At 59.1% G+C, this 25,874-nt stretch carries 21 protein-coding genes; 13 read left to right on the plus strand and 8 right to left on the minus strand.

Annotated elements, in window-relative coordinates; all coding sequences use genetic code 11:
• Positions 1 to 8: 8 nt before the first annotated feature.
• Positions 9 to 3,254, minus strand: a complete 3,246-nt coding sequence (locus tag DRW39_RS06030) for a SusC/RagA family TonB-linked outer membrane protein (RefSeq protein WP_198664801.1) — start codon at positions 3,252 to 3,254, stop codon at positions 9 to 11.
• Positions 3,255 to 3,451: 197 nt separating this feature from the next.
• Between DRW39_RS06030 and DRW39_RS06035 the strand changes: the two genes are divergently transcribed.
• Positions 3,452 to 7,000 (plus strand): VCBS repeat-containing protein, encoded by a 3,549-nt coding sequence (locus DRW39_RS06035; protein WP_198664802.1) that lies wholly within the window; start codon positions 3,452 to 3,454, stop codon positions 6,998 to 7,000.
• 7 nt (positions 7,001 to 7,007) lie between these two features.
• On the opposite strand, the gene DRW39_RS06040 is transcribed toward DRW39_RS06035, so the two are convergent.
• Entirely contained in the window at positions 7,008 to 7,727 is a 720-nt protein-coding gene (locus DRW39_RS06040; RefSeq protein ID WP_116106117.1) for a pirin family protein, read from the minus strand.
• Between the two features lie 141 nt (positions 7,728 to 7,868).
• Here DRW39_RS06040 and DRW39_RS06045 point away from each other — a divergent pair, with 141 nt between their 5' ends.
• Both DRW39_RS06045 and DRW39_RS06050 read left to right on the plus strand, forming a co-directional pair.
• On the plus strand, positions 7,869 to 8,888 hold the full coding sequence (locus DRW39_RS06045) for a nucleoid-associated protein (protein WP_157975956.1): 1,020 nt from the start codon (positions 7,869 to 7,871) through the stop codon (positions 8,886 to 8,888).
• An 89-nt stretch (positions 8,889 to 8,977) separates the two neighbouring features.
• Complete coding sequence (locus tag DRW39_RS06050; RefSeq protein ID WP_157975957.1) at positions 8,978 to 9,568, plus strand: DUF697 domain-containing protein; 591 nt, start codon at positions 8,978 to 8,980, stop codon at positions 9,566 to 9,568.
• Between the two features lie 78 nt (positions 9,569 to 9,646).
• Here DRW39_RS06050 and DRW39_RS06055 read toward each other — a convergent pair whose 3' ends face one another.
• Positions 9,647 to 10,255, minus strand: a complete 609-nt coding sequence (locus DRW39_RS06055) for a hypothetical protein (RefSeq protein ID WP_116106120.1) — start codon at positions 10,253 to 10,255, stop codon at positions 9,647 to 9,649.
• A gap of 85 nt (positions 10,256 to 10,340) precedes the next feature.
• Here DRW39_RS06055 and DRW39_RS06060 point away from each other — a divergent pair, with 85 nt between their 5' ends.
• Positions 10,341 to 10,709 carry a YraN family protein gene (locus tag DRW39_RS06060; protein ID WP_116106121.1) on the plus strand — a complete coding sequence of 123 codons (369 nt, stop codon included), beginning with the start codon at positions 10,341 to 10,343 and terminating at the stop codon, positions 10,707 to 10,709.
• A 4-nt stretch (positions 10,710 to 10,713) separates the two neighbouring features.
• Here DRW39_RS06060 and DRW39_RS06065 read toward each other — a convergent pair whose 3' ends face one another.
• On the minus strand, positions 10,714 to 12,030 hold the full coding sequence (locus DRW39_RS06065; RefSeq protein ID WP_232830077.1) for a DUF58 domain-containing protein: 1,317 nt from the start codon (positions 12,028 to 12,030) through the stop codon (positions 10,714 to 10,716).
• A gap of 92 nt (positions 12,031 to 12,122) precedes the next feature.
• Between DRW39_RS06065 and DRW39_RS06070 the strand changes: the two genes are divergently transcribed.
• Entirely contained in the window at positions 12,123 to 12,728 is a 606-nt protein-coding gene (locus tag DRW39_RS06070; RefSeq protein WP_116106122.1) for a C40 family peptidase, read from the plus strand.
• A 4-nt stretch (positions 12,729 to 12,732) separates the two neighbouring features.
• On the opposite strand, the gene DRW39_RS06075 is transcribed toward DRW39_RS06070, so the two are convergent.
• From DRW39_RS06075 to DRW39_RS06085, 3 genes are read right to left on the minus strand one after another with little or no spacing between them, the layout of a single operon-like run.
• Positions 12,733 to 13,224: a DUF4174 domain-containing protein gene (locus tag DRW39_RS06075; RefSeq protein WP_116106123.1), complete on the minus strand. Its 492-nt coding sequence runs from the start codon at positions 13,222 to 13,224 to the stop codon at positions 12,733 to 12,735.
• Between the two features lie 19 nt (positions 13,225 to 13,243).
• Entirely contained in the window at positions 13,244 to 13,864 is a 621-nt protein-coding gene (locus tag DRW39_RS06080; RefSeq protein WP_116106124.1) for a hypothetical protein, read from the minus strand.
• 2 nt (positions 13,865 to 13,866) lie between these two features.
• Positions 13,867 to 14,370, minus strand: a complete 504-nt coding sequence (locus tag DRW39_RS06085; protein WP_116106125.1) for a hypothetical protein — start codon at positions 14,368 to 14,370, stop codon at positions 13,867 to 13,869.
• A 135-nt stretch (positions 14,371 to 14,505) separates the two neighbouring features.
• Between DRW39_RS06085 and DRW39_RS06090 the strand changes: the two genes are divergently transcribed.
• The 8 genes from DRW39_RS06090 (at position 14,506) to DRW39_RS06125 (ending at position 22,841) form a co-directional block, all read left to right on the plus strand.
• A complete protein-coding gene (locus DRW39_RS06090) occupies positions 14,506 to 16,680 on the plus strand; it encodes an ATP-binding protein (RefSeq protein WP_116106126.1) in 2,175 nt (724 codons plus the stop codon).
• 69 nt (positions 16,681 to 16,749) lie between these two features.
• Positions 16,750 to 17,178 (plus strand): response regulator, encoded by a 429-nt coding sequence (locus DRW39_RS06095; protein WP_116106127.1) that lies wholly within the window; start codon positions 16,750 to 16,752, stop codon positions 17,176 to 17,178.
• A gap of 133 nt (positions 17,179 to 17,311) precedes the next feature.
• Positions 17,312 to 19,612 carry an ATP-binding protein gene (locus DRW39_RS06100; protein WP_116106128.1) on the plus strand — a complete coding sequence of 767 codons (2,301 nt, stop codon included), beginning with the start codon at positions 17,312 to 17,314 and terminating at the stop codon, positions 19,610 to 19,612.
• A gap of 4 nt (positions 19,613 to 19,616) precedes the next feature.
• Positions 19,617 to 20,093: a response regulator gene (locus tag DRW39_RS06105; RefSeq protein ID WP_116106129.1), complete on the plus strand. Its 477-nt coding sequence runs from the start codon at positions 19,617 to 19,619 to the stop codon at positions 20,091 to 20,093.
• Entirely contained in the window at positions 20,090 to 20,608 is a 519-nt protein-coding gene (locus DRW39_RS06110; RefSeq protein ID WP_116106130.1) for a biliverdin-producing heme oxygenase, read from the plus strand. Before DRW39_RS06105 ends, DRW39_RS06110 begins: the two co-directional genes overlap by 4 nt.
• Before the next feature lie 9 nt (positions 20,609 to 20,617).
• Complete coding sequence (locus DRW39_RS06115) at positions 20,618 to 20,971, plus strand: arsenate reductase family protein (protein ID WP_116106131.1); 354 nt, start codon at positions 20,618 to 20,620, stop codon at positions 20,969 to 20,971.
• Positions 20,971 to 21,864, plus strand: a complete 894-nt coding sequence (hemF, locus tag DRW39_RS06120; RefSeq protein WP_116106132.1) for an oxygen-dependent coproporphyrinogen oxidase — start codon at positions 20,971 to 20,973, stop codon at positions 21,862 to 21,864. The genes DRW39_RS06115 and hemF overlap by 1 nt, the downstream gene beginning before the upstream one ends.
• A gap of 47 nt (positions 21,865 to 21,911) precedes the next feature.
• Positions 21,912 to 22,841, plus strand: coding sequence for a class I SAM-dependent methyltransferase (locus DRW39_RS06125; RefSeq protein WP_116106357.1), 930 nt, complete (start codon positions 21,912 to 21,914; stop codon positions 22,839 to 22,841).
• Here the strand turns inward: DRW39_RS06125 and DRW39_RS06130 are convergent.
• Positions 22,828 to 25,848 (minus strand): hypothetical protein, encoded by a 3,021-nt coding sequence (locus tag DRW39_RS06130; RefSeq protein ID WP_157975958.1) that lies wholly within the window; start codon positions 25,846 to 25,848, stop codon positions 22,828 to 22,830. The two genes, DRW39_RS06125 and DRW39_RS06130, sit on opposite strands and share 14 nt — an antisense overlap.
• Positions 25,849 to 25,874 lie beyond the last annotated feature (26 nt).

Consider the following 25,874-nt stretch of genomic DNA (forward strand, 5'->3'; position numbering starts at 1 on the left):
TGGACTGTTTAGAAACCAACGGTTAGGGACAGGTTATAGCCACGGGTGACGGGGTAGTTGCCCAGGTCGACCCCGAAGAGGGTGTCGGCCGCGCCACCTACCGCCGGGTCAAGCCCTTCGTAACCGGTGATCGTGAACAGGTTATTGGCCGATACGGCAACACGGAGATTGCTCACGAAGCCATTGAAAGCGTTATCGGGGAAGGAGTATCCCAGCGAGATATTCTGCAGGCGCAGGTAATCGGCGCTCTCCACGTAGTAGCTGTTCGACTCCGTCGAGGTGCTGAAGTTGGAAATGTTCTCGTAGATCGGAACATTCGTATTCGGGTTGTCTGGCGTCCAGCTGTCGAGCACCCGGGTGGATACCGCCGCACCCACGAAGGTGCCGTAGAAGTCGGTGAACCACTTGGAGTAGTTGTAGACCTCGCCACCGAGAGAGGTGTAGAAGAAGGTCGTCAGGTCGAATCCTTTGTAGTCGAAGCGGAGGTTGAAACCACCGGTGAAATCAGGAACCGCGCTTCCCAGGAAGGTACGGTCGGCCTCGGTGATCTGTCCGTCGGGAATACCGGTGAGCTCACCGTTCTCGTCACGGCTGTTGTTGTCTTCGAAGCGGAAGCGGCCGGGAGCGGCACCCTCCTGATCGGGGGCGTTCTGCACTTCAAGGTCGCTCTGGAACAGGCCGATGACGTTATAGCCGAAGAAGGAAGACAGGGGCATACCGACCTGGTTACGGACGATGGTTCCGGTGATCCGGGGGCTGGCTACGTTGGTATCGAAGAAGTCTACGTCGTCGGTAAACTTGGTGATCTCGTTGTTCAGCCAGGCACCGTTGATGGTCGCCTCGATTCCGAAGTCGCCGGCGATCTTGGTCCGGTAGATAAGCTGGGCGTCGATACCTTCGTTGAGCATGCTGCCGATGTTGACCGACGGTGGCGTAGCGGAGGGGCCGAGTACATTGGGGACGGCGAGCTGCACCAACAGGTCGTTGGTTTCCTTGCGCCAGATATCGACGATCACGTCGAAGTTGCCACCGAGCAGGGTCGCGTCAAATCCGATGTTGGAGGTCACCGAGGTTTCCCACTGCGCGGTTTCCGTACCGATCCGGCTGCGGTAGAAACCGGCGATAGCGGTGGAGTTGGATCCCGAGATATCGTAGCTGGATGGTCCCAGTCCCGTACCGAAGAGCGAGAAGCGGTTGTCGCCGGATACGTTGTTGGAGTTACCCATCTGGCCCCAGCCACCCCGAACTTTCAGGTCGGCAAAGAAGGTCTGGTTCTGCATGAAGGGCTCCGCTGTTACGCGCCAGGCGGCGGAAATAGCGGGGAAGGTTCCGTAGCGGTTGTCGGTACCGAAGCGGCTGGAACCGTCGCGACGCAGTACACCGGTCAGATAGTAGCGGTCGTTCCAGTTGTAGTTGACTTGACCGAAGACCGAATAGAACCGGCTGCCGTTGGTGAAACCGGAGTTGACCACGCGGCTGTTTACGTTATTTAGAGATACGAAGTCGACGCTTTCGCTGAAGGGGTTGATGCCAGATCCGTCACTGTTCCGGAATTTACCGATCTCCAGGGCTTCCACGCCGGCCAGGACGTTCAGGCTATGCGCGCCGAACTTCTGGGTGTAGGTAGCGGTGTTACTCCAGATCCAGTCCGTGCCGTAGCCCTGAAATTCACTGTAGCTGAAGCTGCCGATGTTCTCCGCGTTTTCGTAGGTGGAGCGGCCGTAGGAACGACCGTTATAGCCGACGTATTTGCCGCCGAAGCTGGACCGAAGGACGAGGGCATCGATGGGGTCGAACTCCAGGTAAAGATTACCGAAGGCGATGTTCTCGAAGTTCTGGTTGTTCGCCAGTCCTTCCCGCTCGGCGACCGGGTTACGGGGGTTACCGAAGCCGGGGGCACGGGTACCGGCGTAACCGCCGTACTCGTCACGTACCGGAATGAGGGGATTCAGGCGGAAGGCCGAAAGGATCTGGTTCTCCTCGTTGGAGCTGCCCGCTCCCCCACCACCACCGGTGAGGCCGAGGGTCTTGCGGTGGGTGAACTGGAGGTTCTGACCGAAGCGCACCCTGCTGCCCAGGTCAAACTCGGTGTTCATACGGGCGGTGTACCGCTCGTAGTCGTTTTCCAGCAGGATCCCCTCCTGTAGCTGGGCACCCAGGCTCACGTAGTAACGGGTGTTTTCCGTGGAACCGGAGAATCCGAGCGTATGCCGGTTCACCATGGCGGTGCGCGTAATGGCATCGTACCAATCGGTACCTTCCTTATTGGCGCGAACTACCTGATAGAGGGGGCCCAGGTTGGGGTCGATATTGTACTTTTCCCGCTGGGCTTCGAGGTCGACGCTGCCGACGACGCCGCTGGCATCACCCACGAGGATGTAGTCGGGCACGACGGGCGTTTCCCCGCTACCGTACTGTGGGTGGCTGTAGGCCGGATCGACTCCGTTGGCCGCCGCCGTGTTGCGGATGGCCTCCCAGGTCTTCATCGCATCCTGCGCGGGCGTCAGGATCGGGTTTCCACTACCCGGGTCGGTAAAGCCGGTCAGCCCGTTGTAGGTGACCTTGAGGGGCGAAGCTTCCTTGCTGCCGCGCTTGGTCTGGATGACCACCACGCCGTTCGCCGCACGCGCACCGTAGATGGAGGCGGAGGCAGCGTCCTTCAGGATGGACGTATTCTGAATATCGTCCGGGGAAAGGAAATCGATATTCGTTTGCGGCACCCCGTCAACGACGTAAAGAGGATTGTTGCCGCCGAAGGAGCCGAAACCCCGCACCCGGATAATGGACTGGGTACCGGGCTGACCGCTGGTAATGACCGTTACCCCCGCGGCACGACCCTGCAGCTGCTGCTCTACGTTACCGGACGGGATGGCGGTGAGCTCTTCCGTGCTTACCGTGGAAATGGCGCCGGTGGTCTGCCGCTTGCTCGTGACGGCGTAACCGGTAACGACTACCTCGTCGAGGGCGACCCCCTCACTCATCACTACGTCCACGACCGTTTGACCGCTAAGGGTGACGGTCTGGGTTTCGTAGCCGGTGAAGGAATAGATAAGGTCGGTGACATTGGCCGGAACGGTGAGTTCGTAGTTGCCGTCAATATCGGCGACGGTACCCACCGAGGTGCCCTGTGCAATGACCGTCGCTCCAATGAGGGGTAGTCCGTCGGGATCTGTTATGGTACCGGTGACTGTTGTTTGCCCGTAGATGGCCGCCGAGCATAGCAGCGCCATCAGTAGGCCCAAAAGTTGTTTCATGATCGAGATTAAATTAGTGAGTTCAAAAAAATCAGGAAGGAGGACAAGCCTACCTTCCGGGCTTCTTTGAGGGCGCTAACATACCAAATAAATTAATCAGCTAAAAGAACCGGAATTATGTTTTGACCGATGGCCTACCATACAATATTATGGTGCCTGGCAAAAGCCTACCTATCTTGGCGCTTTACTTTGTTTGCATGAAATCGCTCATCTTAAGCCTAGCCAGCTGCCTCTTTTTGATCGCCGGATGTCGGCAAAAAGAGGATGCTGCGCTTTTTCAACGGATAGACACCGCAAAAAGCGGCCTGGCCTTCGCCAATCGGATTACCGAGAACGACACCTTTAACATCCTCGATTTCGAGTACGTCTACAACGGCGGGGGAGTGGGAGCCGGTGATTTCAACGGCGACGGCCTCACCGATCTTTACTTCACCGGAAATACCGCCGACAATAAAATTTTTCTCAATCGCGGTGACTTTCAGTTCACCGACGTAACGGCCGAGGCCGGCGTTGCCGCCGCCGGCCGCTGGTGCAGCGGCATCACGGTTGCCGACATCAACGCCGACGGGCGCCCCGACCTGTACGTCAGCGCTACCGTATACGAGCCGGGGCCGCGCCGGGCCAACCTGCTCTTCCTCAATACGGGCAACGAAGCCGGGCCCGACGGGCTGGCGATCCCGCACTTCATCGAGGTGGCCGCCACCGCCGGGGTCGCCGATACCTCACACACGACCCAGTCCGCCTTTCTCGATTACGATCGCGACGGGGACCTCGACCTTTACCTGCTCATCAACGAGATGGACGACCGCGCCATCCCCAACCGTTACCTGCCGAAGATTACCGACGGCAGCGGAAGAAAGAACGACAAGCTCTTCCGGAATGACGGGCCCGCACCCGACGGCCTGCCCCGCTTCACGGACGTCACCCGCGAGGCCGGCATCCTACGGGAGGGCTACGGCCTGGGCGTCTCGGTCTGTGACCTTAACACCGACGGGTGGCCGGACCTCTACGTCACCAACGACTACATAAGCAACGACCTGCTGTGGATCAATAACCAGGACGGCACCTTCTCCGATCGATCCGGCGACTACCTCAAGCACACCAGCTACTCGGCCATGGGCAATGACGTGGCCGACCTGAATAACGATGGCCTGGAGGACGTGGTCGCCGTGGATATGTACCCGGAGAATAACCTCCGCCGCAAGGCCATGATGCCTCCCAATAACTACACCGCCTACCTCAACAACGATCGCTTCGGCTACCTGCCCCAGTTCACCCGCAATACCCTGCAGCTCAACCGGCGGGTCAACGACAGCACCTTTCTGCTCAGCGACGTGGGTATGATGGCCGGCATCGCCTCGACCGACTGGAGCTGGAGCCCCCTGGCCGCCGACGTGGATAACGACGGCGATCGGGATCTGCTCATTACCAACGGCTTCCCTCGCGACGTGACGGATCGCGACTTTATGGACTACAACGTGGTGAACAGCCGCCTGGCCTCCCGGGAAATGCGCCTCGCCCAAATCCCCTCCATCAAGATCCCCAACTACGCTTACGAAAACGACGGGCAGTCCATTCCCCACTTCACGAAGCGGATCCGGGAATGGGGATTCGACTACCCCTCCTTCAGCAACGGGGCCGTCTACGCCGATCTGGATAACGACGGCGACCTGGACTACGTCGTCAACAACATCAACGACAGCTGCTTCCTTTTCCGCAATAACCTGATTTCCGCGGAGAGACCGGCCACCGATAATTCCTGGATACAGCTCAGTCTGCGGCAACCGGGCGCCAATCCCGCTGCCATCGGAGCCAGGGTGACCGTGGTCACCGACAGCGGCCTGCAGACGGCCTTCAATAGCCCGGTGCGGGGCTTTCTTTCCAGCGTAGCCGACGTCCTTCACTTCGGCCTGCGGCCGGCGGATTCCCTGCGGTCGGTACAGGTTATTTGGCCCGACGGTGCGCAGGAAGAATACACTTCCCTGGACCGGAACGCGCGTACGACCCTTCATCGTGGTCAAGGCCAACCGGCGGGAAAGCCTATCCCCGGGCAACCGGTTGCCGATTACCTGCTGGCCCAACCCGATCTGCTGGCTGACCTGCCCGTTCACCGGGACTGCCTGTTCATCGACTTCAACGTCCAACCCCTGCTCCCCCACAAACTTTCGGAGTACGGACCCGGACTCGCCGTAGCGGACGTCAACGGAGACGGGCTCGAAGACCTGTACCGGTCGGGGAGTCACTTCTACCGCGGGGATCTGCTGATCCAGGGGCGGTCCGCCGACGGCAGCGCCACCTTCGAGCGGCGCGCCATACCGGCAAGCATGGCCGATGCCGAAGAACTGGGGTCCTTGTTCTTCGATGCAGACAATGACGGCGATAACGACCTCTACCTCGTATCGGGAGGCAGTGAGTTTTCCCTGGATCGCCCCGAGCTGGCGGACCAACTGCTATTCAATGACGGATCGGGCAATTTTAGCCGGGTGGAGGAAGCGCTTCCTGCAATAAAAGCCAGCGGGTCCTGCGTGCGTGCCGCGGACTTTGACCGGGACGGCGACCTCGACCTGTTCGTCGGCTCCCGCCTCAAGCCCGCCCGCTTTCCTGAACCCGTAGATTCCTACCTCCTGATCAATGACGGGAAAGGAAAGTTTACCGAGCAATCACCCAGCGAATTCACCCGGATCGGTCTGGTGTGCGATGCCCTGTGGACGGACTACGACAACGATGGCTGGACGGACCTGCTCGTAGCCGGGCAGGGAATGGGCATCCGGGTGTTCCACAACGAAGAAGGGAAGCTCGAAGACCGAAGCCCGGAAAGCCTGACCGACCAGCGTGGATGGTGGAACGGACTGGCCGCGGCGGATTTCGATCGGGACGGGGACATGGATTACGTAGCCGGTAACTTCGGAGACAATCACCTGTACAGCTCGACCGAGAACGGTTACATCGGCCTGTACGGGGCGGACTTCGACGGTAACGGGGGCTATGACCTGTTGATCGGGCAAAAAGCGCTGGCCGAGGATGGTTCACTGGCAGAGTTTCCCCGCCACCAGCGTACCGATACCGAAAAGCAGGTCATCAGCGTAAAACGACGGTATCCACGGCACGAGCAATTCGGCCGCGCCACCATCGAGGACGTGCTATCCGGATATCCGGGGGCGGAAGTCACTACCCTGCGGGCCAACTATCTCAAGTCCGCATGGGTGGAGAACGTGGGGAACGGCGACTTTGCCCTCCATCCCCTACCCCGCCCGGCACAGGTGGCCCCCATCTTCGGGATGCAGCCGATCGACGTGAACCGGGACGGGTACCCCGACCTCGTCGCTATCGGCAACGACTACGGTACGGAAACCGGCATGGGCATGCTGGACGCGCTAAACGGTCTCGTGCTCCTGTTTGACCCGGATAGCCACGCGTTCGTACCCGCACGCAGCGATGCCTTTGTCGTGCCCGGCAACGGCCGTAGCCTGACTTTGATAGACATAGCCGGAATGCCGACGATCGTAGCGGCCGAAAACCGGGGACCGAGCCGCGCATTTACGCCCTCCGATACGGAGTGGCAACGGATCTCGGTGCCGCCGAATGCCCAACGGGTACTCTACGACATGGACGGTGTAGAAACACTGAGTGAGGTGTACTACGGTAGCGGCTACCTGAGCCAGGCCACGCGGAATCTGTGGCTACCGTCCACGGCTACTAATTTTCGGGTGATCACCTTTCAGGGGGAACAGCTGCTTTCGCGGTGATCGTGGATCAGTTCATGGGCACTTCCATGGCCAGGATGCGCGCACCATCCGCTCCAACCTTCACGGAAAAGGTCGTAGTGTCGCTAATTCCGAGACCGTCACGGCGGGAAAGCGCTTGCCCGTCGACCTCGGCGCTGCCCTCCAGTACGAAGAGGTAAACACCGCGGCCCGCGCCGCTGAGTTCGTACGTATGGGTACTATCCGCGGAGAAGCGTCCGATACGAAAGCGGGCATCCTGGTGGATCCAGACGGTTCCCGGCTGGCTGTCATCCTGCGAGGTGAGGACCGTCTGCCAGCTATCGACCTCCGCGCGGGTGTCCATACTGACCTGGTCGTAGCGGGGGGTGACTCCACGTTCGTTGGGGAACAACCAGATCTGAAGGAACTTGACCGGGCGGTCGGCGTGCTTGTTCTTCTCGGAGTGTACCACCCCGGAACCGGCACTCATGACCTGAATGTCTCCCTCGCGGATGACGGTCGTGTTGCCCATATTGTCCTTATGCTCCAGGTCACCTTCCAGCGGGATGGATACGATCTCCATATTATCGTGGGGGTGGCTACCGAATCCCCGGCCGCCGGCAACTTCGTCGTCGTTGAGGACCCGCAGGGCGCCGAAGTGCATGCGCTCGGCATCGTAATAATTCGCGAAGCTGAACGTATGGTGGGTATTCAACCAGCCGTGGTTGGCGTGACCGCGGGAGGCGGCGGGGTGGTATAAGGTCTTCATTATATCAATTTTATTGTACATACATTATATACACTCGTAAAACAGTACCCAAGGTGGATGGTTGCAATTGGCTCCGCTTTGGGAGCGGGCTTTTTACCTGCGCTCCGCCGCCGAGCTAAAACATCTAATTACCTTCGCCGCATGGACCAACTCATCATTCACCACGCCATCGTCCACGAACTGAAGAAGCAGCCGGAGATGGCCGAGGCTTCGCTGCTGTTGAGTAGCGAGGCGCTCCCGATCACGGAGCAGGCCATCGAACTGATCGGACGGCTGGACGAGATCTTCGAGCGCAAATCGGACCTGCTGCAGGGATTCCTGGTCGAGCCGGACGAGGGGCTTTTCCCGGCTTACTATCAGAACTGGCTGGAGGAGGGCCGTAGCCGCCAGCCCTTTATTGCCTTCAGCAGCCACGCGATGTCGGTCTTGAAGGACAAACTCGAGGGAGTGGTCGGTGCCAAGGGGGGCTACCTGCTCTTCGCCGACTATACCATGGAGGAGCAAAGGATACTGGGTATCTACATGATCCGGAACGCCGAGGGGATGATCTTCGAGGAAGAGGGAGAAGACCCGGCGCTCAAGTTGCGGACGACGGCCTACCTCGACATACAGAATATGGCCATGGCCGCCCGGCTGCTGGCCGGTCCGGGACGCAACGTCCAGATGATCCGCCACGCACGGACGCAGAGCAGCATCAGCCAGTACTTTACGGACTGGGTGGGTATCGACCGGGCGGAAACAAGCGCGGAGCTGACCCAGTCGTTCCTCGAAATGGTAGAGGAGCTACCGGTGCCCAAGGACCGCGAAACCGGCTTCGCGATGAACGAGGGGGACTTCGAGAAAGCCCTCGTCAAATACGCGGCCAAGGCACCCCAGCAAACCATCCGCGTACAGGACTTCGACGAGCACTTCTACGGAAACGAAAAGCCGCTGCAGGAGATGCTGGCCGACCAGGAGAGTCCGATCGACCAGGGCTTCCGGGTAGACCGCAAGGCGCTGCGCAATCAATTCTACCTCCGCGCGGGTGTGGGCGGGATCAGTATCACCTGTACAAAGGACCACTTCCGTAACGGTCAGGTGCACGTGGACGAAGCTACCGGCAAGATTACCATCAACAGCGAAGAGCTGGCCTCCCTGCTGCTCGATCAGTACGGTATATAGGGTGAATCCGGGGATATACGGGGGCCATACCGAACATATCGGGTATGGGCTTCGGTTGTATAGGTACTAACGAAAAACATACAACAACCATGGCAACGCCCGAATCTACTACCCCGACTACTACCGAAAGCACTACGCTCGGCAGCAATGTGAAGAATGAAAACCTGCCCGCCAAGAACAGCGCGCAAGGGAAAGAACAGGAGGCCGACGCGATCATCCGCAAGTATGCCCTCTTCGGCACCGCGGCCGGTTTGATCCCTTCTTTCGGTCTTGACGTGGCGGCCCTGACCGCTATCCAGGTCAAGATGATCCGGGAACTAGCCGATCTATACGAATACGACGTCAACGACCAGATGATCCGCATGACGATCACCACCGGCGTGACGGCCCTCGGTGGACGCCTGCTGACGGGTATCGCTTCCAGCATCACCCGCGCATTCAGCCCGCTGAAGTTTCTCATCGGAGGTGCCACGCAAGCCGCCCTCAGCGGTTTCACCACCGCCGAGATCGGTAAGGTCTACCAGGCCCGTCTTTCGAGCGGTCAGAATCCCGCCGACATCACCGTCAGCGAGATCGTCAATCACATCGTACAGCAGGTACAGGAAGGTAAATGGAACCCTACCAAAGTAGGTGGATGGAGAGGAAACTTCGGCTACCTGATGGGTGACCGGAAGAAGTAGTTTTCCGGCCGGGTGGCCTGAGTCACCCGACCTAAAGTAAGAAAGCCCCGGCTCGCTAGCGAATCGGGGCTTTCTTATTTAGAAGTTGTAGGTGAAGCCGGAACGTATCTCGTAGGGCGTGTCGTTCGCGTATTCCCGGGGCGTGAGGCGGAAGAGGATCATAAATTCGAAGCCGGCGGAACCAAGTCCCCCACCCTGGTTGATGCCCCCACCGAGGTACGGAATGGCGCGGGTCACGCGGTTACCGAACTGACTGGCGCCAAAGAAGCCGTAATCCTTTTCACTGAGCAGACTATACTCGGCGTGCAGGAAAAAGCTGCGGTATACCTTGGCACGGGCGAACAGCCCGGCGGACCAGGTAATCGAATTGTCGGTTCCGATCGCGTCGTTGTTGTAGCGGGTATAGATCAGACTGGCACGGGGCCCGGCGCTGAAAATGTTGTTGAACTTGTAGCCCACCATAGGGGAAACGCCGATGCGGAACAGGCTGCTGAACTGATTAGCGGAAAATCCGATGGTCGCCCCGGCACCGTACCACAGGTCGCCGGCCTGATTATCCTCGACCTGACGGCTGCGCGCGGACCCGTATCCGAGGTCGTCGCGGGCCGCATCCTCCCGGGTCTGGGCCGACAACAGGGATGATACCAGCAGACTGACAAATAGAAGTAGGATATACGGACGCGACATAGAATAAAGGTTATTGGCCGGTAAAGATAACGGCGCATGGAAGGATTGGCATGCGGATCGACCGCTTTGTGCTAGCTTTAGACTGATGACCGACCGTAAGAAGACGGGAAACGCCGGAGAGGCGTTGGCCAGGACCTACCTCGAACAAAAGGGTTACCGGATCGAACGCACCAACTACCGGTACCGGCGCACGGAGGTGGACCTGATCGCCTGGGACGGAGAGATCCTGGTGTTCGTGGAGGTCAAGACCCGCAGCTCCCAGGCCTTCGGTCATCCGAGCATCTTTTTCAAGCCCGAACAACAGCGCCGGATCAGCCGGGCGGCTTCGGCTTATATGGAAGAGATCGATTACGAATGGGAGATCCGCTTCGACCTGATCGCCATACTCTACCGATCGCCCACCGACTACCAGCTGGATCACTACCCGGACGTGTTTTTCCCCGGGCTGCACTGATCGCTCAAAGGCCCTTGCGCTTCACCCGCAGGTATTCGTTTATGGCCTGCCCCGTGAGTTGTTCCGGCGGCGTCAGAACTACCCGAATGCCGTTACGCCGTAGTCGCAGGGCCATCAACTGCCGCTCCTGCAGGTAACGACGGGCCGTACTTTTCCGGTACACCGAGCCTACATCGGGAGTGGATTCGTCCAGTAGGGCCGCCACTTCGGTGTTCTCGAAAAGAATGACGACCAGCGAATGGTGGCGGGCAATCCGTTTGAGCACCGGCATCACGCGGTCCAGCGCGTAATTGCTCTCGAAGTTGGTGAACAGCAGCAGGAGACTGCGCCCGGGGAGGAAGCGGCGGGTGGCATAGTACAGTAGGTCATAGTCGCTTTCCCCCTCCCGTTCCTGCTGGCGGTAGAGCGTCTCGAGGATCCGGTGAAGCTGGTCCGGTTTGCTGTCGGCCGGCACCACGTCACCCAACTTATCCGAGAACGTAATGAGGCCGGCCCGGTCCTGGCCGTCGAGGATGACGCGGCTCAAGGCCAGGCTGGCGTTGATGGCATAATCCAGCAGGCTCAGTCCGCCGAAGGGCATCAGCATCGTACGCCCCTTATCGATGATCGAATAAATGCGCTGAGCGCGTTCCGTTTCGTACTGGTTGACCATTACCTGCCCGCGCCGGGCCGTGGCCTTCCAGTTGACGCTGCGCAGGTCGTCGCCCTTCACGTATTCCTTGATTTGGTCGAACTCGTAGCTGCGGGCTACCGGCCGGGGTTGCCGGCTACCGCCCAGGGGCGTGGCCGCCCGCGCTTCGAGACTGAATTTCTTCATCTGCACGATACTGGGATAGACCGCGACCTCCTCCGGCACGCGTGCTACCAGGCGGCGCTCCACCAGTCGCCATGCGGTTTGTAGAAAGACATGCAGGTTACCGAACCGGTGTACCCCCCGGTTGAGCGGGCGAAGCGGATAACTAACCGTTCGTCGGCTGCGGGCGGGTAAGGCCAGGGGAATACGCTGGTCGCGGACCTGCAATTGATCGGGCAGCTCGTCGGTGATTACCGCCCGTAGCGGGGCTTTGCCTCCGTTGATCAGCTCGATGGAAACACGCAGGTCGTCGCCGAGGGAGAGGACGGACGGCAGCTTTCGGGTGGCCGTTACCAGATCCGTGATGCGGTAAAGCCGGTAAAGGTCGTAGCATGTGGCCGCCAGTAGCAGGATGGCCGCACCAACCGCTACGGGAAACAGGAAAGTGTAGTAAAAACCAAGGGCCGACAGCACCGCCACTCCGCCGAGGGTGAAGAAGAAGCGGTTGCCGAGGTAGATATTCGACAAATGCGTTAGGAAAGGCTTAATTCCGTCGCTCACGACGGCCAAACTAAACTAAATTCGCCGGACCAGGCGTTGAGTGTTAATAAACCAGGCCCTTGAAATTACCCACTCTTTTTTTCGTTGCCCTGATCGTGCTGAATGGCTGTAGTTCATTCAAGCCGCCGAGTAGCGTACGCAACCCGTCACGGGCCGGCGGTTCGGCCACGGTAGAGCGTACCCGCGCGCCCCGCCCGGCGAAGCGACCGGCCACCGCGCGGACCCGGGAGCCGGAAAGATCCGCCACGCCGGAGCGTCGGAGCGGTCCGACGGCCATGGTTCGTAGCCAATTGGTCAGTCAGGCGGAAAAGCTGATGGGAATCCGGTACAAATACGGGGGCAACACCCCCAAGGAGGGCTTTGACTGCTCCGGCTTCGTGAAGTACCTGTACAACGACCAGGGGCTCAGTATCCACCGCGTCTCCCGCGATCAGGCCACCCAGGGTAGCCCCATCGACCCGGCCCGCGCACAGCCCGGTGACCTGGTTTTCTACCGGCGGGGGCCCAACCAGCCCGTATTTCACGTATCGATGGTCGTGGATGCCGCACCCGGTGAGATATGGGTCATTCATCCGACGAGCAGCCGGGGGGTGATTCGCGAAAATATTCTCGCATCCTCGTACTGGCGACCGAAGATCTATAACGTCCGGGACCTGATCCGGTAGCGGCTCAATTTTTACCGTCGGGAATATCGGGCGTGGGGTCCTTCGAATTGATTTGGCTTCGGTTGCCGGTTCCCTGCAACATTTCGCGTTGCCGCATCGGCATGCCGTCCACCAGTTCTAAGAGGACGGAGACGGGGGTTACCGTATTCTTTGCCCGGAACTTTTCCGTCCCGTCCAATCCGACCAGGCTGAGTTCGAGCTGGTAGGGCTGCGCGGAAAACTGATCATAGAAATATTCCGAGCTGCTTTCCGGCAGAAAGACGCCGGTATTTTCGTGGACGCCCTCCGGCGTGACCATCATGATGACGATTTTCCGTTCCCGCAGTTCTTCCTGGGCAGCGGTGAGGGCGGCGTACTGCTTCAGGAAAAGCGGGTCTTCCAGACTGGGGGCGAACACCAGAATTACGCGCGACTTCCATCGGAATTCCGTCAGGCTCTGGGCCGGCATAAAGAGCGGCATAGCTAACAATAACAAGAGGAGGGCGGCGGATTTCATACCATTGAAACGCGGGGCCCTAATCCGATGTTCCGGCCAGCGCGACCATCAGGGCCCGGAAGGACTCGGGCTCGCTGTACTGGGCATCCTGGTAGGTAGTGGCGCGCAGCCGCAGATTCCACGGCAGGTCGTCACGCAGTTCCAGTTCGATGGATATGTTACCGAATTTTTGCTCCAGCCCGCCGCGCGCTACCGGCCCGGCCAGGCGCTGCTTGCGGGTACGGGGTTTGAGGTAGTGCCGTTCCTGCGTTTCTACCCAATCCGCCCGACTGAATACCCGGCGATCGCTGATTTGCGTCCGGTAATTGAGTTCGAGCACCCGTTCCTTCAGGTAGTGAAAGAAGTGCGTGATCTCCACTTTCGTGTATTGCGTCTCGTTGAAGTGGATGACGAAGCCCTTACTGCTGGGCGTATTCAGGAAATCGACGGCCCGGTCGCCGCTTACCCCACTCTGAAAGAGGGCGTACTGGTCGGTCAGCCAGTCGAACAGGCGGCGTCGGGCCAGCGTGTTTTTCCACCGGGCGTAGTCCGTGAGCTCCGCCTCGTCGCGCTCGATCATCTCATGGACGGCGGGGTCGCTGGGGGTACTGTTTTCCGCTTCCGCGAAGAGCTTGGTAATTTTCTGCCAAAAGGTGGCCATAATTATCGTTTTAATCGGCTGATTTCCCCGCGGTACTGTAGTTCCCGTTCCGGCGTGTAACCGAATTCCGCCGCCGGCAGCAGGCGGTTGAGGGTTTTGGTGACGAGCAGCAGGTGATCCGCCCGTATACTGAAACTGTGCCCTTCGCCGCCGCTGTCGTATATATAAAGGACGCCGCTGCGCATCAGGTTGAGCCCGAAGGGCATGCGCTCCGTCACCATACTATACACCCATACGAAGCGCTCCGGTGATTCCCGCAGGTCTTCCTGCCAGGCCGCCACCGGTTGCTGGCCGAGTAATCGCAGCAGCCAGAAAGCACCGAGCGTAGCCGACAGGGATCCCGCAAACGGCCACCAGGCCGAATAGCGCAGCGACAGGGCACAAAGCAACAGACCGGCTACCACGAGAAAGACCGCCGTGAGCAATTTGCTCCGGTGCTCCCGCTCGATGCTCCGCCACAGCGGATCGAGCCCCGGGTGGCGAATCAGTCGGTCGGCAGCTTTCATACCTGTTATAGTAGGGAAGAGTGAATATGGTTTAGCGTATCCCTCCTTTTTAACGGGCGCACTTAAACATGGCTGTTTGGTGTTGCGCTTTAGCAAGACAGGAGCGTGTCACTATTTGGCACCCCCATCACAGCCATGCCGCAGGAGCTATATATACAGTCTTACGCCTACGTACTGACGGTCGCCCCGGACGGAACGGTCTGCGCCGTGAGTGAGAATGTGGGCGAAATCTGGGGAAAGGCGGCCGCAACGGCGATCGGGCAGCCCGCAGAAGCCTTTTTCGGCCCGGCAACCCTCGAACGGATGCGGGAAGTCGCCCACCGGGACTCCCTGAAGGAAATCCCCCTGGAACCGGACGAACCCCTCCCCTGGGGAACCCGCCAGGCGGTCGTTCACCATCACTATGACGGGATGCTGCTGGAGATCGAACCCCGCATCGCCGTACATCGCGATTTTTCCCGCGAGGTAGCCCTGCGGGAAATTCACCACTCCATAACGGGTACCGAAACGATACCGGCTCTGCTGAACACCTTGTGTCGCCGCATTGGCAGCTATTTGCATTACGACCGGGTCATTGCATACGAGCTGGAATCGGACGGCTCCGGAGTCGTGCGGGAAGAATTCAACAACGGCAGGTTTTCCTCCCTGTACGGCATACGGTATCGCCTGGAGGACCTACCCAAGGAGTTTCACCCTCGGTACAGCGTGGAGAACGTACTGTGCAGTCCGCGTTCACTGGAAGGGAAATACCGTATGGTGGGTGACGTCGACGGTACCCATGAGATCATCCGGGATTGCCTGGGCTGTCGGGAGATTTATCCCACGCTCGACCGATTCGCAAGGGAGGAAGAAGTGCAGGGTCTCCTGAGTATCGCCCTCTGGGACAAGGATGAATTATGGGGCATGATCTTCGCTCATTCCCGCGATGAAAGGTATCTGGACCACCAACTGCGCAATTTTTGCCATTTGGTGGGCATCCTGGTCAGTCAATCGCTGGTCAATCGGGCTTCCAATCAAACCCACCGGCAGTTGCTCGCCTCCGAATCCATCCGCAGCCGGATCCGGGAGAACCTGGCCAGTGCTTCCAGCCTGGTAGAAGGGCTGCAGCGCGCAGACCCGGGATTGGTGGAACTGATCCCCGAAACGACGGGGGCCGCGATTCTCCTGGATGCCGAACTGGTGACGATGGGGCGTACCCCACCCTCCGACGAAATACGCCGCCTGCTCGACTGGGCCCAGTCGCAGGTGGGCAGCCGCGACGTGTTCGCGACGGACAACCTGGCTTCCGTGTATGAGCGCGGCGCCGAACTTACCGCCACCTCGGCCGGGGTTTTGCTGCTGCCGCTGAATTTGCGCTGTACGGACTGGATCGTCTGGTTTCGCCGGGAGCGGGCCCAACAAGTCACTTTCGGCAGTATAAGATCTGCCGAGGTGAACCCGGAAACCAAGCGATTTGCTTCCACGGTAGAAATACGCCGCGGGTATTCACGCGCATGGACGGAAGACGCCCTGGATACGGCCCGCGATCTACAGACCTATATCCGTGAAGTGATCATGGAACGCTACAGCCAGCTCACCCGCATCAACCACCGCCTGCAGGTGGCTTACGAGGAGTTGGAATCATTTAGTTATACGGTTAGCCATGACCTGCGGGCACCTCTGCGGGGCATCGATGGCTTCGCCGAAATTCTGCTGGAAGATTTTGCGGGCCGGATCGGATCGGAAGGAACCGCGTTGATCCACGTTATTCAACAGAATGCCGTCCGGATGAATCAATTCATTACCGACATCCTGGAACTCAGCCGGATCGGCCGCGTCCCGCTCAACCCCATAAACTGCGACGTGCCTACCCTGGTCCGATCGGCCGTGCAAGAAGTCGAAAATCAGGTCGGTCACGAGGTAAGGGTAGACATCCGTCAACCCCTGCCAACTATATGGGGAGACTACCGGCTGATGGCCATGGTGTTTCGTCACCTGATTTCCAATGCGGTCAAGTACAGTCAGGGGCAGGATACCCCCGAGATTGAAGTCGGCTACCGGCGTGCCAATAACTTCGGGGACGGAGAATTCTACGTATCCGACAACGGAATCGGCATCGACAAATCCCACCACGAACGCGTCTTCGGTATGTTCAACCGCCTGGTCACCGCGGAGGAGTACCGGGGCAATGGGGTCGGCCTGGCCATCACGCGCCGAATTCTCAGCCGGCACAACGGGGAAATTCGGATCGAAAGCGAACCGAACCACGGAGCGATCTTTCTGTTCTACACCGACGAGAATCTTACTCCCACAACCAAACCATTCGAGTAAAAAGAGAGTTACCATAGAATCTATCCCAGTTTATCTTGACCCCGATCGGTTGTTTATCTCCCGCCGCCCATGTACGCTAATCAAATTCTTTTAGCCGAAGACGACTCGACTGACGCTGAGTTTTTTCAGCGTGCGCTTCAGCGCCTGGATTCACCCCCCGAACTGATTTGGTGCAAAAACGGCCTGGATGCTCTCGAGGGACTGCTTAATGCTTCCGCTTCTTCCCCCCTCCCCCGTCTGGCCATTCTGGATATCAAGATGCCCGGGATGAGCGGCCTGGAGGTCCTTGAAAAACTAAAAGCCAACGAACGTACCCGCAACCTGCCGATCATTATTATGTCAAGCAGCGACGAGCCGCAGGATATCGCACAGGCTTATGATTTCGGTGCGAATAGCTACCTGGTGAAGCCTAACCGGTTTCAAGACTTACGGGAACTCGTAGGCTCGATTAATTCCTTCTGGATCAAAACGAATCGCCTACGCCCCATGGTCGGATAATTGAACACTATCCCGCACCGGCAGTTATGGTAGATCAGATCTTTTTACCACGGTCGTTCCTTCTGTTGCTGCTCGTAACCCCCGGGATCGATACGTCATTCTTTCGTGACGAGGGTTGCACATAGTTTCTTGCATGCATTTATCTCATGATCCGGTAGCCGAATCCATTCGCAAAGTTTATCCCTACCAAGTAGATTTGGAGAACTGTGATGGTGAACCCCTCCGCCACATTCAGGTCGTCCAGGCATATGCATGCTTGCTAGCGGTTGACCTGGAAGATCTGGTTGTTCGGCACGTCAGTGAGAATACGCTTGACATCATAGGCACTCCCTGGAAAGAGATCATCGACCGTCCGATACAGGATGTCCTTAATTATGAGGTGACGGCACAGATATCCGTCGGTTTGAGCCGTGACGATGGCTTTGAAACACTAAACCCGATCCAGGCTTTCTTTACGGTAAATGGCGAGCGGTTGATCAAGAACGTCATCGTGCAACGCGATGAAGACTGTCTGTACATCGAGATCGAGTCCGCCTCCGAATTTATCCAGGCATCCCGCTATCAGCAATTGCTGTCGCGTGCCATTTCCAAGATCCAACGCATCAAGGAGTACGACAACCTGTTTACCGAAACCGCGACCGTCATACGCCAGGTGACCGGCTACGACCGCGTCATGGTGTACAAGTTCGATCACCAATTCAACGGAGAGGTAATTGCCGAGGCCCGCGCCGAGGACCTGGAACCCTTTGAGGGTCTGCGTTATCCCCACACTGACATACCCAAGCAGGCGCGGGACCTTTACCTGAAAAATCGGGTGCGGCTGATCACCGACGGCAAAATTCCGCCCGCCCGTCTCCACCAGAGCCAGCAAAGCGATATTAACAACCTGGATTTGAGCATGGTGCTCTGCCGTGGGGTATCGCCCGTTCACCTGGAGTACCTCCATTATATGGGGGTAAATAATTCGCTCAGCGTTGCGATCGTACTGGATGGCAAGCTATGGGGACTTTTTGCCCTGCACCACTATTCTCCGCGCTTCGTCGATTACAGCATCCGGTCGATGCTGGCCTTTATCGGCCAGATTTTCAGCGGCCACTTATCGCTACAGTCCGCTAACCGCTACCGCCAGGAAACGCTCACCCGCAACCTGGCCCGCCTGGCCATTGGGGAAATGATCACGAAGACACGTGATCTCTTCGACGGCCTGACCAAGGGCTCCCACAACATCATGAACATGTTCCCGGGGATTTCCGGAGCGGCCATCTACTTCGAGGAACGTTTCGAATCCTTTGCCAGCACACCCTCTTTAGCGGACATTCAGGGATTGGTAGGCTACATTCAGAAGCTAGGCAATCCGGAATCAAATCTGCTTTTCTACAGTGAAAACTTAAGCGAGCAATACCCTCCCTTCGAAGATCACTGCGACGATGCGGCCGGCGGGCTCATCATTTTCCTCAACCCGGAACTCACCGATTGGATCGCCTGGTTTCGTCCTACGGTTACACAGACGGTAACCTGGGGCGGACGCCCGGATAAGGAGGTGATTACCGCCGAAGACGGAACCCGTCGACTGGGCCCCCGTCGCAGTTTCAGTAAGTACGTAGAGACCGTGGACGGCTGTAGCGCCCCCTGGCTGAAGGAGGAGGTTGACATGGCCCTGTCCCTGCGCATTACGATCCAGAACAGCCTCATGCAGCGCTATACGGAGGTCAAGCAAGTCAATGAGCAACTAAAGAAGGCCCTGCAGGACCTGGAAACCTTCTCCTACACGGTGTCGCATGACCTGCGGGCACCGCTCCGCGCCATCAATGGATATACCGAGATACTAGCCGAGGATTACGGGCACCAGTTAGACCAGGATGCCCACCGGATTATCGCCAAGATACACGGCGGAGTAGAGCAAATGAATAGTTTCATTACCGATATTCTCGAGCTCAGCCGCGTTGGAAGCGGAGGATTGGAGGTGGAACCGCTCGACGTCTCTACGATAGCTGCCGAAGTCATCGCCGAGCTTCGCCCCGTTTACGCATCCACGACGGATATCGGGATTGAGATCAAAAACAAGATGCCCCTGGTAAAGGGGGACAAGCGGATGCTGCGCCAGTTGCTTCTTAATTTGATTTCGAATGCCCTGAAGTACATCCAGCCGGATGAGCAGGACAACTATCGCCTGGAAATCGGGGTGCGCAAAGTGAAGCACAAGGGTCAACCCGTCTATTACATTTCCAACACCGGACCCTCAATCCCCGAAGAATACGCCCGTTCGATCTTCGAAATGTTCAGCCGACTGTCTACCCAGTCCGATACCGAAGGGACAGGCGTGGGCCTTGCCATCGTCGAGCGCATCGTCAACCGCCACGATGGAGAAGTCTGGGTGACGGACGATAAATTAGGGGTCACCTTCAATTTTTACCTGGACGCCCAAAAGAACTAGTCCTATGGCGACATCCCAAAAGGGGCCAGGTTCTACGGGAAAGGAAGGTCAGGTCACCTACACTGATCCCTACGTTCTTTGCGCGGAAGACAACCGCGTAGATTACCTCTTCTTCGAACGCGCTTTCCGGCAGTCCCAGCCCGATTATCCGATCGTACACTGCGAAAACGGTAAGTTGACCCGCGATTTTCTGTTGCAACGAATCCGGCGTAACGATACGCTGCCCATCCTGATCGTCCTGGATATAAAAATGCCGGGGCTGTCCGGGCTCGAGGTACTGGAATACATACGCTCCAAGCCGCGCCTCACCCAGATCCCCGTCGTGATGTTGAGCGCATCGAGCGAGGAGCGGGATATACAATCCGCCTATCGGCACTGCGCCAATGCATACCTCACCAAGCCGGAACGCTACGGCGACCTCAAAAGACTGGTCTCCACTATGGCCGACTTCTGGATATCGTATAATCATCGTCCAAAATGAAGTCTCCCCTCCTGGAACGGCTGCGCGGCGCGACGCGGGAGCAGCACGAACGCCTGGAGTCCGTCACCCTGGGTAACAAGATCATGGACGGCAGCCTGACGCTTCCCGAATACCGGCGCCTCCAGCTTTGGCAGGAGCGTACCCACCGCGTACTGGAGCCCCTGGTGGCCGGCTTTCAATACGCCGATTACACCTACCGTCCCCGCTTTCCCACGGCCGCGTCACCGGATCAAACCGTAACACTGCCTCAGGCACTGGGCATCCTGTACGTGCTGGAAGGATCCAGCCTGGGGGGTAGCATCATCTACCGCAAGCTCCGGGAAAATTCCGCGCTCACCGCCGGTGAACCCTTTTCCTTCTACCGCAACCAGGCCGACTGGGGCCTCCAACAGTGGCGTTCCCTGGCGAAGGTGCTCGATTCCGTTGAGCTATCGGAGGCGGAAATGGAGGAGGCCACCCGCAGCGCGCAGGACACCTTCGACCGCTTTACCGCCGAATGGGCCGGCCTTGCGTAATTTCGCGCCATGGCCAAGATGTACCAACTTACGAATTGCAAGACCTGCCAGCGTATCCTGGGAGAATTGGGTGAGCAACCCGACCTCGAAGTAGTAAATATTAAGGAAACCGCCATCACCCCGGTCGAACTGGACTGTATGGCCGAACTGGCCGGGAGCTACGAGGCCCTGTTCAGCCGCCGGGCGATGAAGTACCGCAGCATGGGCCTGGCGGACAAGCAGCTCGCCGAAGCCGATTACCGCCGGCTTATTCTGGAGGAATACACCTTCCTCAAGCGCCCGGTGACGATCGTCGATGACCGGATATTCATCGGCAGCGCCAAGAAGAGCGTGGCCGGAACCCGGGAAGCCCTGGAGTCCTGATGCCGGATCGTCACGAAATCAGCCGCTATTTTCAGCACCTGCAAGACGACATCTGCCGGCAACTTTCCGCCGCTGACGGTTGCGAATTCCGCGAAGACAGCTGGGAGCGCCCCGGCGGCGGGGGCGGCCGGGCCCGCGTCGTCAGCGGCAACGACATCGAGAAGGGTGGCGTGAACTACAGTGCCGTGCACGGTGAATTGTCCGCGGCCGCGGCGGCCAGTTTGCAGGCCGAAGCCGGACAGACCACCTTCTACGCCACCGGGGTCAGTATCGTCTTGCACCCCCGCAACGTCCACGTCCCCATCATCCACATGAACGTCCGCTACTTCGAACTGGAGGGTGGGCGAAACTGGTTCGGGGGCGGCATCGACCTGACGCCGCACTACGTGGTCCCCGGGCAGGCTACCTGGTTCCACCGGCAGTTGCAGGCTACTTGCGATCGCTTCGACACGGCTTACTATCCCCGCTTCAAGGAATGGGCCGACGACTACTTCTATCTCCCCCACCGGGAGGAGACCCGCGGGGTGGGTGGCATATTCTTCGACCGCCTGGAACCCGCCACGGAGGGTAAAACGAAACGGGAACTTTTCGACTTTACCGCCGCCGTCGGCGAAACCTTCGCTCCAACCTACCTCCACCTGCTCGGGCTAAATAAGGATAAGCCCGTCACCGAAGCGGAACGCAATTGGCAGCGCCTGCGCCGCGGCCGCTACGTGGAGTTCAACCTGGTCTGGGACCGCGGCACGAAGTTCGGCCTCACCACCAACGGCCGCGCCGAGAGCATCCTCATGAGCCTGCCCCCCCTGGCCGGCTGGGAATACGACCACCGCCCCGACCCCGGCAGCCGGGAGGCGGAAACGCTGACCTACCTTCGCAAGGGAATCGACTGGTAATTTTTTTGCGGCGGAGCGCAGGTAAACACCCCGTCGAAAACTTCATTATGGACGCCCAACATCAGGCCTTTCACAACCGGCTTCGCAAGATGGCCCGACACTACGGTAAATGGGCCCGCCGGAAAGGGTTGGAAGCCTACCGGGTGTACGATGCCGACCTCGATGAGTTCCCCCTCACCGTCGATCGCTACGGCGACCGGCTGTACGTGGCGGTCTACACCCGCGGCGAAGAGACCGTTACCGACGAGTACCGCGAGCAACTGGCCGCCGCCCTGGAGGTCGATCCCGACCGCATTCACTTCAAGATCCGCGAACGCCAAAGCGGGAAGCAGCAGTACGAGAAACTGAATGAGGTGGGACGGGAGTTCGCGGTTTCCGAATACGATCGCCGTTTTTACGTCAACCTCCATGATTACCTCGATACCGGCCTCTTTCTCGACCACCGCGGAAGCCGCAAGATGATCGGTGAGCAAGCTTCGGGTAAGCGCGTGCTCAATCTGTTCGCTTACACCTGTTCGTTCGGGGTATACGCGGCCACGGGCGGCGCCGAACGGGTCGATAACCTCGACCTCAGCAACACCTATCTGGACTGGGGAAAGCGCAATTTCGAACTGAACGGACTGGACCCGAACGCCCACGGATTTTTACGGGAGGATGCGCTGGCCTGGTTGCGCGGACCGGTGCGAACTACCTACGACCTGATCGTCCTCGACCCGCCCACCTTTTCGAATTCGAAGATGATGGACGACGTACTCAATACACAGCGCGACCACGCGGAGCTGATAAACCTCTCCCTACGCCGCCTGAACTCCGAAGGGCAACTGTTCTTTAGCACCAATTACCGGAAGTTCCGTCTGGACGAATCCGCGATTTCGGGCGCGGCCAAAGAGATCACGGGACAGACCTTACCACCCGATTTTCGTAAGAAGAACCTGCACCGAAGCTGGCTGATACGCCCCGCCCCTACTGGTAATTAGCCAGGAACCACTGATCGTAACCCGCGATCGAACGGGCCTTCAGGATTTCGCGGTAGTTGGATTGGCTGACCGGAAGGATCATATAGTTCTCCTCGGTACCGCCGAGAAACTCGTTGCGGCGCTCGGTGGCATTCCGGAAATAATTCATTGCTTCCTTGCCGTCCTGGAACCGGCGCATGACGAGCATGGGCGTTTCGTTGTCGCGCCCGATGTAGATCGGGGTGGAGCGCAGCCGGTCGAGCTTATTGTACTCCTGGTTGAATTCCTCCAGTTCCACCTTGAGTTCGGGCAAGCGCACTTCCTGGTTAGCGAAGACGATGAGGATGTAGTGGATCTCATCCATGGACAGCGTAAAGGCATCGCTCACTTCCTGCTCCGGGGCAGTCTGACCGGGGATACGCGCGCCGGTTTCGCCCAGTAAGCGAAGGATTTCCCGGGCACGGGTTTGTTCCGGGCTGTTCGGATAGTCAGCAACAACCTGCTGTAGTCCGGCGATGTAGGCCGCCCGACCTTCCAGCTTTCCGGACACCATGGCACGGAGCAGGTCGTAGCGGGCCCGCAGCGGATGATCGTTGGGAATATCCCGGGTACCCTTTTCGATGAGGCTCTGCGCGGCACCGTAATTCTGCTCCGTGAAGGCGCTGTAGGCCCGTTCGTAGCTCCGCATGCGCCCTGCCTCTTCGTTCATGACCTCCTTGGCGTAGTTGGGATCGTTAGCCAGCTTGGCGAACTTGGAGTCCGGGTATTTATCCTGCAAGCGGCTCGCGTAGGTGGAGGCGGAGGTCGCGTTGCCGTCGTCTTTGTGCAGCAAGTAGAGATAGTACCAGCTCTCCGGCTCGTGCGCGCTGTCGGGGAAGCGCTCATCAAGGGTTTCGAAAGCCTGGATGGCGTATTCGTTGTCCTCGACCCGGTCGCGGTATTCCCGGCCGAGCGTAAAATAGGCTTCGGCGAGTGCGTTGCGGGTATTCGTCTGGTCGGCGGGATCAACCGGAATATCGGCGAGAATGCGGTTGATCTCATCCTCGGTCACCAGCGAGGCATCGGGGTTATCGGCGGCTCCCGGGATAGTGGCATCGCCGTCGTCGGTGAAGAGGTTGATATCGGTCCGGCTGCTGCGGCGCCAGTTGTCTTCCAGGGCGCGGTCTCCCCAGCGGCGCTCGAAGTCGCGGCGGCCGCGGCGGATGGCCTGATTGTCGTAGCCCCAAAAGCTACTGCCGGCAATGGTAGCTGCCGCGTTCGTGACGGGGATACTGCCCCGGGTGGCCGGCGTGCTGTACAGGGCGGCACTATTGGTGGCGCGGCTAAGGGCAAAGCGTTCTTCGGCCCACGTCCGCCGTTCCGCTTCGGGCAGCATACCGATCCGCAGCAGGCTGTCGCTGCGCTCGATGGCCTGCAGCTGAGAAGCGGCGGTACCCAGACGGTCGCGGCGGTCGGTAGTAGCGGCGTACCGCAGGTGGGTATTCCCCATGACCTGCAGCGTACTGTCGTAGTAGAGCTTGGCGGAGAGGTAGTCTCGTTCGTCGTAGGCCATATCGCCCAGGAGCTGGTAGGCTTCGACGCGGGTGTCGGGGCCGCCGTAGGGGCTATTGAGCGCCCGGCGGAGATAGTCGGCACCGGCCTGCTCATCGCCGCTCCGGAGCGAGATGCCCGCCATGGAATACAATATCTGAGACTCGTATTCGAGGTTTTTCTCCTCCTTGGTCATGCGCTCGAGCTGCCGCAGGGCTTCGTCGGGGCTACCGCCACCGCTCAGGTAGGCATTCTGGGCCATGCTGATGCGGGCCCCGAGCTCGAGTTCGTAGGCGGGCTTGGCGGCCACTACCTGCTCGAAATCGTTGACGGCGGCGCCGGATTGTCCGAGTTCCTGATTCAGCTGGCCGGCGATGTAGTAGTAGCGGGCGCGCTCGTTGCGCTCCTCGGCTACTTCGGCGGCGGCTTCCAGGTAGGGAATGGCTTCTTCGGGACGGTCCTGCTCCAGGTAGAGGTAGGCCTGCACGGCCATGGCTTTACGGCGCACGTCGGAGAAAGTACCGCGATCGTTGCGCAGGTCCTGCAGGATGATCTGGGCGCGGTCGTAATCGTCGCGTTTGATGAGGGTCCAGGCGAGCCAGAGCCGGATCTCCTGGTAGGCGGGCCGGTGCTTCAGGAGGTAGCTGCCGGACTTGCTGCCGTATTCCCCACTGCCGGCGGCGTCGCCGGAGCGGTTTCCGAATATGGAGATCATACCGATCGGCCCCTCTTCCAGTTCACTTTCCTCTTCCGGGGTTTCCTCGGGCTCGTTTTCCAGGCCGACGACGGCGGAGGTATCGGTGGCGGTATTCTTGGAGGGCAGGCGGATACCCTTTTTACGGGCGCGGATGAGGCGTTTGCGCTCCTTTTCGCGGGCGCGCTGCTCGGCTTTTTTCTCTTTTTGCCGTTGCTTGATGGTCCGCTGCCGTTCGCGTTGGGCTTCGCGCTGGGCACGGATCTTATCGCGCCGGCTCTGGGTGCGGCTGGTCGCGATCTCCCGGCCGCTTTCAAATTCGTCCTCGTCCGCTTCGGATTCCCGGCCTTTTTTGGATTTTTTGCGTTCGGGGCGGGGCCGGAATTCCTTCATGGCGAACTCCAGCGTGCGTTCGGCACCTTCGTAGTCCTGCTTGAGGAGCTGAGCCTGGCCGACGAGCAGGTAGCTGTCGTCGGTCCAATTGCTGAAGGGGTGCTTTTTCACCACGACGGCTACCTTTTCGATGGCGCGATCGAGCTCGCCGGCTACGCTGCCGGTATTGTCGACGGCCAGGAAGGGGAACATTTCCAGGCGCTGGGTATAATTGTCGGTATGCTGGTCGTTGAGGACGAGCAGACTCTCGTCCATGATCTCCCGGGCGTTGAAGTAGCCATTGTAGTGGGAGTTGGTGTTGTGCCAGAGTTTGGCCACGACGCCCTGCTCCTCCCGGCTCTTGGTCGAGGCGCAACTCGCCACGATTACCTGGAGAATCAATAAAACCAGAAACAACTGCGTTAATCTCAAACCTTATGCTTTAGTGCTTGCCCTGC

It is taken from the genome of Lewinella sp. IMCC34191 (assembly GCF_003390935.1).
Classification (GTDB): domain Bacteria; phylum Bacteroidota; class Bacteroidia; order Chitinophagales; family Saprospiraceae; genus Neolewinella.

Coding starts and splice junctions, on each gene's coding strand:
- DRW39_RS06045 (WP_157975956.1), top strand. CDS start 7,869: ATGGACCAACTCATCATTCACCACGCCATCGTCCACGAACTGAAGAAG.
- DRW39_RS06080 (WP_116106124.1), bottom strand. CDS start 13,864: ATGGCCACCTTTTGGCAGAAAATTACCAAGCTCTTCGCGGAAGCGGAA.
- DRW39_RS06035 (WP_198664802.1), top strand. CDS start 3,452: ATGAAATCGCTCATCTTAAGCCTAGCCAGCTGCCTCTTTTTGATCGCC.
- DRW39_RS06040 (WP_116106117.1), bottom strand. CDS start 7,727: ATGAAGACCTTATACCACCCCGCCGCCTCCCGCGGTCACGCCAACCAC.
- DRW39_RS06100 (WP_116106128.1), top strand. CDS start 17,312: ATGCATTTATCTCATGATCCGGTAGCCGAATCCATTCGCAAAGTTTAT.
- DRW39_RS06055 (WP_116106120.1), bottom strand. CDS start 10,255: ATGTCGCGTCCGTATATCCTACTTCTATTTGTCAGTCTGCTGGTATCA.
- DRW39_RS06085 (WP_116106125.1), bottom strand. CDS start 14,370: ATGAAAGCTGCCGACCGACTGATTCGCCACCCGGGGCTCGATCCGCTG.
- DRW39_RS06115 (WP_116106131.1), top strand. CDS start 20,618: ATGGCCAAGATGTACCAACTTACGAATTGCAAGACCTGCCAGCGTATC.
- hemF (WP_116106132.1), top strand. CDS start 20,971: ATGCCGGATCGTCACGAAATCAGCCGCTATTTTCAGCACCTGCAAGAC.
- DRW39_RS06075 (WP_116106123.1), bottom strand. CDS start 13,224: ATGAAATCCGCCGCCCTCCTCTTGTTATTGTTAGCTATGCCGCTCTTT.
- DRW39_RS06060 (WP_116106121.1), top strand. CDS start 10,341: ATGACCGACCGTAAGAAGACGGGAAACGCCGGAGAGGCGTTGGCCAGG.
- DRW39_RS06125 (WP_116106357.1), top strand. CDS start 21,912: ATGGACGCCCAACATCAGGCCTTTCACAACCGGCTTCGCAAGATGGCC.
- DRW39_RS06050 (WP_157975957.1), top strand. CDS start 8,978: ATGGCAACGCCCGAATCTACTACCCCGACTACTACCGAAAGCACTACG.
- DRW39_RS06030 (WP_198664801.1), bottom strand. CDS start 3,254: ATGAAACAACTTTTGGGCCTACTGATGGCGCTGCTATGCTCGGCGGCC.
- DRW39_RS06095 (WP_116106127.1), top strand. CDS start 16,750: ATGTACGCTAATCAAATTCTTTTAGCCGAAGACGACTCGACTGACGCT.
- DRW39_RS06105 (WP_116106129.1), top strand. CDS start 19,617: ATGGCGACATCCCAAAAGGGGCCAGGTTCTACGGGAAAGGAAGGTCAG.
- DRW39_RS06090 (WP_116106126.1), top strand. CDS start 14,506: ATGCCGCAGGAGCTATATATACAGTCTTACGCCTACGTACTGACGGTC.
- DRW39_RS06110 (WP_116106130.1), top strand. CDS start 20,090: ATGAAGTCTCCCCTCCTGGAACGGCTGCGCGGCGCGACGCGGGAGCAG.